Annotated in this window: 1 protein-coding gene; it reads left to right on the top strand. The window is 74.1% G+C overall.

Annotated elements, in window-relative coordinates; translation table 11 throughout:
• Positions 1 to 12228: type I polyketide synthase (locus tag AB0G84_RS34375; protein WP_361329971.1), on the top strand; the 12228-nt coding region annotated here is incomplete at its 5' end.
• Between the last annotated feature and the right edge of the window lie 12 nt (positions 12229 to 12240).

The raw sequence follows: 12240 nt of genomic DNA on the forward strand, positions 1-12240 counted from the left end.
GCGGCGTTGGAGGGGGTGGTGGCGAATCGTCGGGCGCGGGGGTTGGTGGGGAGTGTGGTGGCGTGGGGTCCGTGGGCTGGTGGGGGGATGGTGGAGGCTGACGGTTCTGAGGAGCATCTGCGGCGTCGTGGTCTGAGGCCGATGGATCCGGCCTTGGCGGTTCAGGCGCTGGGCGCGGCCGTGGGTGGTGGTGAGGCCGGGGTTGTGGTGGCGGATATGGACTGGGGGCGGTTCGTTCCGGCGTTCACTAGTGGCCGGCCCAGCCCACTGCTGGAGGACCTCCCGGAGGTGCGGGAGGTTTTGCGGGCGGGGCGTGGTGAGGTTGCTGGTTTGGGTGTGGTGCGGGAGCGGCTGGCCGGGCTGTCGGTTGCTGAGCGGGATCGGGCGTTGTTGGACCTGGTGCGTCGGCATGCCGCAACCGTCCTCGGCTATGACAAGCCCGAATCGGTGGAGGCGCGTTCCGCATTCCGGGACGTGGGCTTCGACTCGCTGACCGCCGTGGAACTGCGCGGCCGTTTGAACACGGAGACGGGCCTGCGGCTTCCCGCCACAGTCGTCTTCGACTACCCGAGCCCGGTGGAGCTGGCTCGCTTCCTTGGCGATGAGCTGTTCGGCGCCGACGCTGGGGCTGATGCTGTCGCGGCGTTGGGGTCGGGTCTGTCGGCGGCGGTGTCTTCGTCGGACGATCCGGTGGTGATCGTCGGGATGAGCTGCCGTCTGCCGGGTGGAGTGGCAGGCCCCGAGGACCTGTGGCGCTTGGTCGCCGGGGCCGAGGACGCCATCTCCGAACTCCCCACGGACCGGGGCTGGGACCTCGATGCGCTCTATGACCCGACCCCCGGGCAGCCGGGCAAGAGCTACTCGCGGCACGGCGGATTCCTCAGCGGTGTCGACCAGTTCGACCCGGAGTTCTTCGGCATCAGTCCGCGTGAGGCCGTGGCGATCGACCCGCAGCAGCGGCTGTTGCTGGAAACGTCGTGGGAAGCCCTGGAACGTTCCGGCATCGATCCCCAGACATTGCGGGGTACCCGCACCGGGGTCTTCGTCGGATCCAACGGCCAGGACTACCCCGCCCTGCTCCTGAGCACCCCGGAGGGCCAGGACGGCTACCTCGGCACCGGAAATGCGGCGGCCGTGGTGTCCGGTCGGGTGGCGTATGCGCTGGGCCTTGAGGGGCCCGCGGTGACGGTGGACACGGCGTGCTCGTCGTCGCTGGTCGCCCTGCACCTGGCCGTGCAGTCCTTGCGCTCGGGCGAGTGCGACCTCGCCCTCGCCGGCGGCGTAACGGTGATGTCGACGCCCGGTGCGTTCATTGAGTTCAGCCGCCAACGCGGGTTGGCCGCCGACGGCCGGTGCAAGGCGTTTTCGGATGCTGCTGATGGCACCGGCTGGGCCGAGGGCGTCGGCGTGCTGGCGGTGGAGCGGCTCTCGGATGCCCGGCGGAATGGCCACCGGGTGCTGGCGGTGGTGCGTGGCAGCGCCGTGAACCAGGACGGTGCGTCGAATGGTTTGACGGCGCCGAATGGTCCGTCGCAGCAGCGGGTGATCCGTCAGGCGTTGGCGAGTGCGGGCCTGTCGGCGTCGGACGTCGACGTGGTGGAGGCTCATGGCACCGGTACGTCCCTCGGTGACCCGATCGAGGCGCAGGCGCTGCTCGCCACGTACGGTCAGGACCGGGCGGTGGACCGTCCGTTGTGGCTGGGTTCGGTGAAGTCCAACATTGGACACACCCAGGCCGCGGCCGGCGTGGCGGGCGTCATCAAGATGGTGCTGGCGCTGGAGCATGGTGTGCTGCCGCAGACCCTGCACGTGGACCAGCCGTCGACGCACGTGGACTGGTCGGCGGGGCACGTCCAGCTGCTGACCCAGGCGGTGCAGTGGCCGGAGACGGAGCGGCTGCGCAGGGCGGCTGTCTCGGCGTTCGGCGTGAGCGGCACCAATGCGCATGTGGTGATTGAGCAGGCCCCGGCTGAGGACCAGCAGGCTCCGGTCGAGGAGTGGCAGGGCCCGGCAGAGGAAGGGCTGGCCGGGGCGGTTGAGGGTGGGGCTGAGGTGGCTCCGCCTGGGCCCGTGGGGCTGGTGCCGTGGGTGGTGTCGGCGCGGAGCCGGGCCGGGTTGCGCGACCAGGCGCAGCGGCTGCTCACCTTCATGGCGGAGCGCCCTCAACTTCCCGTACAGAGCGTGGGGTTGGCGCTGGCGACCACGCGGTCGCAGTTCGAGCATCGGGCTGTCGTACTGGCCGCCGACCGCAGCGGGCTGATGGACGGGCTCGCGGCCCTGGCCGAGGAGCGCGACGCTGCCTCGGTCGTGACCGGGGTGGCTGACCCCGAGGCGCGACTGGCGGTTCTGCTGACGGGGCAGGGGGCGCAGCGGCTGGGGATGGGCCGGGAGCTGTACGAGGCGTTCCCGGTGTTCGCGGAGGCGTTCGACGCGGTGTGTGGCCGCTTCGATGAGGAGGGCGTGGGGGGAGGCGACTGCGCCCTGCGGGATGTGGTGTTCGGTGACGACGCCGAGTTGCTGAACCGGACGGGCTACACCCAGCCGGCGCTGTTTGCGCTGGAGGTGGCGCTGTTCCGGTTGGTGGAGTCGTTCGGTGTTCGACCGGACTTCCTGATCGGGCACTCGATCGGTGAGTTGGTGGCCGCGCACGTGGCGGGGGTGCTGTCGCTGGAGGACGCCTGCCGGCTGGTGGCGGCGCGGGGCCGGCTGATGCAGGCCCTGCCGCCCGGTGGGGCGATGGTCTCGCTCCAGGCGTCGGAGGACGAGGTGTTGCCGCTGCTGGTGGGGCTGGAGCAGCGGGTGAGCATCGCTGCGGTGAACGGTCCGTCGGCGACCGTCATCGCGGGCGAGGAGTCGGCCGTCACCGACATCGCCGAACGGATGGCGTCCGAGGGTCGGAAGGTCAAGCGGCTCCCGGTCAGCCATGCCTTCCACTCGCCGCTGATGGAGCCGATGCTGGCCGAGTTCCGTGCCGTCGCCGAGGGCGTGGCGTATGCGGAGCCGCGTATCCCGGTGGTCTCCAACCTCAGCGGTGCACTCGCCTCGGCCGAGGAGTTGATGTCTGCGGAGTACTGGGTGCGGCATGTGCGTGAGGCGGTCCGGTTCGCCGACGGCGTCCGGTGGCTGGCGGAGCGCGAGGTCTCTCGGTTCGTCGAGATCGGCCCGGACGGAACACTCACCGCATTGGCGCAGGGCTGCCTGGACGGCGACGCCGGCCACCTGCTCGCCCCCACTCTGCGCAAGGGACGTCCGGAGGCCGCGGCCCTGCTGACCGCACTGGCTCAGGCCCATGCGCACGGCGTCCCGGTCGACTGGGCCGTGCTCTTCTCCGGTAGCGAGGGCGATGCGGGTATGCGTACCGACGGTGCCGGTACCGGTGACGGTGCCCGTCGCGTCGATCTCCCCACCTACGCCTTCCAACACCAGCGCTACTGGCCGAGGTTCACGGGGCTGCCGGCCGGTGATCTCGGGTCCGCCGGACTGATGTCGGCGCACCATCCCCTGCTAGGCGCGGCCGTTGCCCTGGCCGACGGCCCCGAACGAGCCGCCGGTGACGGCACGCCCGGTGGGGCCGGCGACGGCGCCCTGGTGCTCACCGGGCGGGTTTCCGCGGCAACCCACCCCTGGCTCGCCGAACACGTCGTATCGGGTGCGGTCCTGTTCCCCGGTACGGCCTTCCTGGAGCTGGCCGTTCGCGCCGGGGACCAGGTCGGGTGTGGGCAGGTCGAGGAGCTGACGCTGCAGGCACCGCTGGTGCTGCCGGAACGGGGCGCCGTCCAGCTTCAGGTCGCGGTCGGAGCGGCGGACGGGACCGGACACCGCACCCTGAGCGTCCATGCCCGGCCCCAGGACGCACCGCCCGAGCAGCCGTGGACGTGCCACGCCGTCGGCGTCCTCGGCGTGGACGCCGCGCCGCCCGTCGCCGATCTGTCGCAGTGGCCGCCCGCCGGGGCGCAGCCCGTCGCGACCGAGGGGTTGTACGACGGTCTCGCGGCGGCGGGGTTCGCCTACGGTCCCGTCTTCCGCGGCCTGCGCGACGTCTGGACCCGCGGTGACGAACTCTTCGCCGCGGTCCGGCTCCCGGAGAGCGCCGTCCCTGATGCGGGCGGCTTCGGGCTGCATCCGGCGCTGCTCGATGCGGCCCTGCACGCGCTCGGGCTCGCTCCGGCGGATCGGGCGACGGCGGACGGCCCGGACGGTCCGGGCAGGTTGCCCTTCTCCTGGTCAGGGGTGACCCTGCATGCGGCCGGGGCCTCGGTGCTGCGGGTCCGCCTGTCGAGGAACGGCAAGAACGACGCCGCGGGCGACAACCCCGACAGCGGAGACCACTCCGCCCACGGCGAGGGCACGGCGTACGGCGCCGACGTCGCGCAGGGAAGTGACACGGTCACCCTGGAGCTGGCCGACGCCTCTGGCGGGCCGGTCGCCACGATCGACTCCCTGGTACTCCGCCCCGTGTCGGCCGACGGCATCGCCGGTGCCTCCGCCGGCCACCAGGACAGCGCGCTGCACACGATCGACTGGATACCGCTGCCGGATCCGACTGGCCTCGCCAATCTCACTGGCCCGGTCAGCCCCGCCAGCCCGGCTGGCCTCACCGGTCCAGCCAACCTCCCTGGCGTATCCACCCCGGCGCCCCTTGACGCGCTTCATGACACGCCGCTTGACACGCCCCTTGACGCGCTCATAGACCTCTCCACCGGCCCCGACCGGCTCGACCCCGGCACGCTCGGCGCCGTCGGCTACCCGGACCTGGCCTCCCTGCCGCACGACCTGGTGCCCTCCCATGTCCTGCTGCGGCCGGACATTCCCGAGGGTGACCCGGCCGCCGCCGCGCACACCGCTACCCACCAGGTACTGGCGTTCCTGCACGCCTGGCTGGACGACGAACGCTTCGCTGCCGCCCGTCTGGTGGTGCTCACCCACGGTGCGGTCGCCGTGGACGATGACCGGCGACCGGACCCGGCGGCGGCCGCGGTGTGGGGACTCGTCCGGTCGGCGCGCTCGGAGCACCCGGACCGGTTCACCCTGGCCGACGTCGACGGCACGGCCGAGTCGCTCGCCGCGCTCCCGGGCGCGCTTGCCTCCGCCCTTGCCTCCGCGGAGCCCGAACTGGCCCTGCGCGCAGGCCGGGCCCGCGTACCGCGACTGACCAGGTACCTGTCCGGTGGCGCACTGCCGCTGCCCGAGCGCGCCGAGGCGTCCGCCTGGTCCCTGGACATCGTGGAGAAGGGCACCCTGGAGAACCTGCGGCTGGCGGAACGCCCCGAAGCGCACGCCGAGTTGGGCGCGGGCGAGGTGCGGATCGCGGTACGCGCGGCGGGTGTCAACTTCCGTGATGTCCTCAACGCCCTCGGCATGTACCCGGGGGAGGCCGGAGCGCTGGGCATCGAGGGCGCCGGCATCGTCACCGAAGTGGGCCCCGGGGTGGTGGACCTCGCGCCGGGCGACCGGGTGATGGGCCTGTTCACCCGGTCCTTCGGGCCGGTAGCGGTGGCCGATGCGCGCACGCTCGTCCGTGTCCCGGAGGGGTGGTCGTTCGCGGAGGCGGCGTCGGTGCCGGTGGTGTTCTTGACGGCGTACTACGCGCTGGTGGAACTGGGGAGCCTGCGGGCCGGGGAGTCGGTCTTGATCCATGCCGCTGCGGGCGGTGTGGGGATGGCGGCGGTGCAACTGGCGCAGCACCTGGGAGCGGAGGTCTACGGCACCGCCAGCCCCGGCAAGTGGGACACCCTGCTGCACAACGGTCTGCCCCGGACCCGTATCGCCTCGTCCCGCGAGCTGGACTTCGAAGCCACCTTCCGCGAGGAGACCGGCGGCCGGGGGGTCGACCTGGTGCTGGATTCCCTGGCGGGGGAGTTCGTGGACGCGTCGCTGCGGTTGTTGCCGCGGGGTGGGCGGTTCCTGGAGATGGGCAAGACCGACGTCCGGGATCCGGACCAGGTCGCCGCCGCCCATGACGGCGTGCGGTACCGGGCCTTCGACCTCTTCGACGCCGGTCCGGAGCGGATCGGGGAGATGCTGCGGGCGCTGGTCGAGCTCTTCGGACGGGGCGTGCTGCGGCCGTTGCCGCTCACCGCCTGGGACGTGCGCAAGGCCCCGGAGGCCTTCCGGCACCTCAGCCAGGCCCGGCACATCGGCAAGGTCGTGCTGACCATGCCGGTCCCGCTCGACCCGGACGGGACGGTGCTGATCACGGGCGGTACGGGTGGTCTCGGTGCGGTGATGGCCCGTCACCTGGTGGCGGAGCACGGCGTACGGCATCTGCTGCTGGCCAGCCGTCGCGGTCCGGAGGCGCCCGGTGCCGACGCGCTCCGGGACGAGCTGGCCGCCCTGGGCGCCACCACCGTCACCCTCGCCGCCAGCGATGTCAGCGACCGCGAGGAGGTCCGCGACCTCCTCGACACGGTGCCCGCTCCGCACCCGCTGACCGCCGTCGTCCACACCGCCGGAGTCCTGGACGACTCCGTCCTCACCTCCCTCACGCCCCAGCGGCTGGATTCCGTGCTCCGGCCGAAGGCCGACGCCGTGACGCACCTGCACGAGCTGACCCGGGGCGCGGACCTGGCCGCGTTCGTGGTCTTCTCGTCCGTCGCCGGTGCCCTCGGGGGATCGGGGCAGGGCAACTACGCGGCGGCCAACGCCTACCTGGACGCGTTCGCCCAGAGCAGGAGGGGCGCCGGGCTGCCGGCCACCTCGCTCGTATGGGGCCCCTGGGCCCCCGGTGCGGGGATGACCGGTGAACTGGCGGAGGCCGATCTGCGGCGGATGGCGCGCGGCGGGATGCTGCCGTTCACGGCCGCCCAGGGCACTACCGCGTTCGATGCCGCGGTCCGCGCGGCCGAGCCGGTGCTGGTGCCCGTACGGCTGGAGCGTGCGGCGTTGCGTGCCCAGCAGGCCGGGCTGCCCGCGCTGCTCCGGGGCCTGGTGACCGGGGCGGGGCGCCGCTCGGCCGCTGCCGCGGGCACCGGCGACGCCGTACAGGGCCTGCTCGGCCGGCTGCGCGCGCTGCCGCCCGCCGAGCGGGAGTCCGCCGTGGGCGACCTCGTCCGCGCCCAGGCCGCGATCGTGCTGGGGCACTCCGGCCCCGAAGCCATCGCGCCCGAAAGGGAGTTCCGAGGACTGGGCATCGATTCGCTCACCGCCGTGGAACTGCGCAACCGGATCGGGGCCGCGACCGGACTGCGGCTGCCGGCGACCCTCGTCTTCGACTACCCGTCGCCGCAGGCCCTGGCCCGCCATGTGCACGGTGAGCTGTTCGGCGCGGACGTGGCGCCGCTGGCCCCGACCACCCCGTCGGGAGCGGCTGCGGACGGTACGGAGCAGCTCGCCGTCGTCGCCATGAGCTGCCGGTTCCCCGGTGGGGCGAGCACCCCGGAGGAGTTCTGGGCGCTGCTGTCCGGGGGTGTGGACGCGCTGTCGGCGGTGCCGGACGACCGGGGCTGGCCGACGGACGGCGCCATGGGCCGGATCGAGGGTGGATTCCTCTACGACAGCGGTGACTTCGACGCCGACTTCTTCGGCATCTCGCCGCGCGAAGCGGTCACCATGGACCCGCAGCAGCGGCTGCTGCTGGAAATATCGTGGGAGGCGCTGGAGCGGGCTGGCATCGACCCGGCGACCCTGCGCGGCAGCCGGACCGGGGTGTTCGCGGGCACGAACTACCAGGGCTACGGCTCGGCCGCGCACACCCTGCCCGACGGGTCGGAAGGGCAGTTGCTCACCGGCCACGCCACCAGCGTGACCTCCGGCCGGATCGCGTACGCCCTCGGGCTCGAAGGGCCCGCGGTGACGGTCGACACGGCCTGCTCGTCGTCGCTGGTGGCGCTGCACCTCGCCGCCCAGTCCCTCCGCTCTGGCGAGTGCGACCTGGCCTTCGCGGGCGGGGTGACGGTGATGGCGACGCCGGGCGCCTTCGTGGAGTTCGCCCGGCAGGGAGGCCTGGCGGGCGACGGGCGGTGCAAGGCGTTCGCCGAGGGCGCGGACGGCACCGGCTGGGGCGAGGGGGCGGGCATCGTCCTGGTCGAACGGCTCTCCGACGCGCGGCGCCTGGGACATCCGGTGCTCGCCGTGCTCCGTGGCTCCGCGGTGAACCAGGACGGCGCGTCGAACGGCCTGACGGCGCCGAACGGCCCGTCGCAGCAGCGGGTGATCCGGCAGGCGCTGGCGAGTGCGGGGCTGTCGGCCGCGGAGGTGGACGCGGTGGAGGCGCACGGTACGGGTACGGCGCTCGGTGACCCGATCGAGGCGCAGGCGCTGATCGCCACCTACGGTCAGGACCGGCCGGCGGACCGGCCGCTGTGGCTGGGGTCGGTGAAGTCCAACATCGGGCACACCCAGGCCGCGGCGGGCATCGCCGGCGTGATCAAGATGGTGCTGGCGCTGCAGAACGGTGTGCTGCCCCGCACCCTGCACCTGACCGAGCCCACCTCGCACGTGGACTGGTCGGCGGGCGAGGTGCGGCTGCTGACCGAGGCCGTGGAGTGGCCGCGGCACGCACGACCGCGCCGGGCCGCGGTGTCGTCGTTCGGGATCAGCGGCACCAACGCGCATGTGGTGCTCGAACAGCCCGCGCCACCGGAGGACGGGGCGGCGAACGGCGCGACCACCGGCGGCAGTTCGGGCGCAGCAGCGGCGGCAACGCGGCGGCCGGACGAGCCGCTCGGGGCAGTCGGGCCGGACGGGGCGGAGGGGGCGAACGGCCCGGTCGTATGGCCGCTGTCCGCCCGGTCCGCGCCGGCCCTGCGCGAGCAGGCCGCACGGCTGCGCGCCCACCTCGCCGACCGTCCGGAGCTGTCCGTGGCCGACGTCGGCCACTCGCTCGCCACCACCCGGGCCGCCTTCGAGCACCGGGCGGCACTGGTCGCCGAGGACCGCGGGACGTTCCTGGCGGGCCTGGCGGCGCTGGCCCGGGACGAGACGCCGGCCGAGCTGGTGCGCGGGCGGTCCGGCACCGGCGGGAAACTCGCCCTCCTCTTCAGCGGGCAGGGCGCCCAGCGCGCCGGCATGGGACGCGAGCTCCACACGCGCTTCCCGGTGTACGCGGCGGCGTTCGACGAGGCCTGCGCGGAGTTCGACCGGCACCTGGAACGGCCGCTGCGCGAGGTGGTCTTCGCAGCCGAGGGCTCGCCCGACGCCGCGCTGCTCGACCGCACCGCCTACACCCAGCCCGCCCTGTTCGCCGTGGAGACCGCCCTGTACGCCCTGGTCGCCTCCTGGGGAGTGCGGCCCGACGTACTGATCGGACACTCCATCGGCGAGCTGACCGCGGCACATGTGGCCGGCGTGCTGACGCTCCCCGACGCCTGCGCCCTCGTCGCCGCCCGCGGCCGGCTGATGGAGGCGCTGCCGGAGGGCGGCGCCATGATCGCCGTGCAGGCCACCGAGGAGGAGGTGCGGCCCCTGCTGGACGGGCTCGCCGACCGGGCGGGGATCGCCGCGGTGAACGGGCCCACCTCCGTCGTCGTCTCCGGCGAGGCGGACACCGTCACCCGGATCGCGGGACAACTGGCCGAGCGCGGGCGAAAGACTAGGCGTTTGCGGGTCAGCCATGCGTTTCACTCACCCTTGATGGACGCGATGCTGACGGAGTTCGACGAGGTCGCCCGGGGTGTGCGCTATGCACCGCCGCGGATCCCCGTGGTCTCCAACCTCACTGGTAAGCCGGCCGCCGACGCCGACCTGACCTCCCCCGAGTACTGGGTACGGCAGGTGCGCGAGCCGGTCCGGTTCTGCGACGGCGTGCGCGCACTGGAGGCCGACGGCGTCCGGACCTGGCTGGAGCTGGGCCCCGACGGCGCCCTTGCCGCGCTGGCCTGGGAGAGCCTGGCGGAACCCGGTGCGGACACCGCCGCCCTGCCGGTGCTCCGGCGCGCGCAGCCCGAGGTGCGCAGCGCACTGCTGGCCGCGGCCGGCCTCCACGTGCGCGGCCTGGCGACGACGTCCGCCGCGCTGTCCGGGGAGCGGGCCCACCGTGTCGAGCTGCCCACCTATGCCTTCCAGCGCCGCCGGTACTGGCTGGAACCGGCCGACGGGCCGGCCGGCGCCGTTCCGTCATCCACCGAGGACCAGCAGTTCTGGGACGCCGTGGAACGCGCCGACCTGGGCGACCTCACCGAGCGGCTCCAACTGCCCGCCGATGCACCGCTGGCCGACGTACTGCCCGCGCTGACCTCCTGGCGCCGGGAGCACCGCGCCCGCACCGCCGCCGAGGGCTGGGAGTACCAGGTCGACTGGCGGCCCCAGGCCGACACCGCCGCACCCGTGCTGTCCGGCACCTGGCTGCTGCCGCTGCCCGCGGGGCGCGCCGACGGGGCCTGGGAGACGGCGGTCGCGGACGGGCTGGTCGCCCATGGAGCGGACCGGGTCGTGCCCGTCGAGGTGGACTGCGGCCGGGTGGAGCGCGCCTCGCTCAGGAGTCAACTCGACGCACTTGAGGTCGAGTGGGGGGATCTCGAGGGAGTGCTGTCGCTGCTGGGCACCGATGAGGCGCCGCACCGGGAGCAGCCCGCCACCCCCGGCGGACTCGCCGCGACCATGGCGCTCGTCCAGGCCCTCGACGACCTGGGCACCGGCGCGCCGCTGTGGTGCGCGACCACCGGCGCCGTTGCGGTGCGCGACGGCGAGGCCCTGCCGGCGCCCGTACAGGCCGCCGTCTGGGGCTTCGGGCGGGTGGCCGCGCTGGAGCATCCGCAGGGCTGGGGCGGCCTGGTCGACCTGCCCGCCGTACCCGACGACCGGGCCGTGCGGCGGCTGTGCGCGGTGCTGGCGGCCGGGACCGGTGAGGACCAAGTCGCCGTGCGCGGCGCGGGAGTGTCCGTACGGCGGCTGGTCCGGGCCCGGCTCCAGGACGCCGCGCCCGGCGCCGGTGCGCCCTGGGAGTGCGGCGGCACCGTCCTCATCACCGGAGGCACCGGCGCCCTCGGCGCCCAGGTGGCCCGCCGCCTCGCCGAACGCGGCGCAGCACACCTGGTGCTGGTGAGCCGGCGCGGAGCCCGGGCCGACGGCGCGGCCGAGCTGACCGCCGAACTGACCGGCCGCGGCACCCGGGTGACGGTCGTCGCCTGCGACACCGCCGACCGGGACGCGCTGGCGCGGCTGCTGACCGAGCACCCCGTCGACGCGGTGTTCCACGCCGCGGGGGTGCTCGACGATGGGCTGATCGCCGGGCTGGACGGGCCGCGCCTGGACGCCGTACTGCGGCCCAAGATGGCCGCCGCGGCCCACCTGCACGAGCTGACCGACGAGCACACCACACTGGTGCTGTTCTCCTCCTTCGCCGGCACGGCCGGAGCGACCGGTCAGGCCAACTATGCCGCCGCCAACGCCTATCTGGACGCCCTCGCCCAGCACCGGCACGCCCTCGGCCGCCCCGCCACCTCGATCGCGTGGGGCCCGTGGGCCGGCGACGGGATGGCGGCCGGCAGCGCGGGCGACGCGCCACTCGCGGAGCGGCTGGCCCGGAGCGGGATGCACCCGCTCGACCCGCGGCGCGCCGCGGACGCGCTGGAGCGGGCGGTGGCCCGCGGCGCCACCGCGCTGACCGTGGCCGATGTCGATTGGGCCCGGTTCGTGCCCGGCTTCACCTCGGTGCGGCCCAGCGCGCTGCTGCGCGCCCTGCCCGAGGCCCGTGCGGCGGCCCCGGTGGACGGAGCGGAGGGCGAGCCGGCGAGCAGCGGCCCGCACGGCGGTCCCGACGCGCTGCGCGCGGAGCTGGCCGGGCGGAGCACGGCGGATCAGGAACGCGCCCTCGCCACCCTGGTCCGCACCCAGGTCGCCGCCGTCCTCGGACACTCCTCCGTCGACGCCATCGACCCCCAACGGGCCTTCAACGAGCTGGGCTTCGACTCCCTCATGGCCGTCGAACTCCGCAACCGGCTGGGCCTCGCCACCGGGACGCAGCTCCCCGCCACCCTGCTGTTCGACCACCCGACGGCCGTGGCCCTCGCCCGCCACCTGCGGGGCGAGGTGGTCGCCGGCGACCCGGCCGGGGGGCTGCCCGCGCTCGCCGAACTGGACCGCCTCGAGGGCGTGCTGGGCGACGTACCGGCGGACGATCCGCAGCGGGCCAGGATCGCCTCCCGCCTGCAGACCCTGCTGGCGAAGTGGCACGAACGGCCGGACGGGGCGGCACAGGCCGACGACGGCGCCGGGGTGGGCGACCGGATCGACGCCGCCACCGCCGACGAGATCTTCGACTTCATCGACAACGACCTCGGCATGTCATGACGGCAGCACGAC

Source organism: Streptomyces sp. NPDC020742, assembly GCF_040641675.1.
GTDB lineage: Bacteria > Actinomycetota > Actinomycetes > Streptomycetales > Streptomycetaceae > Streptomyces.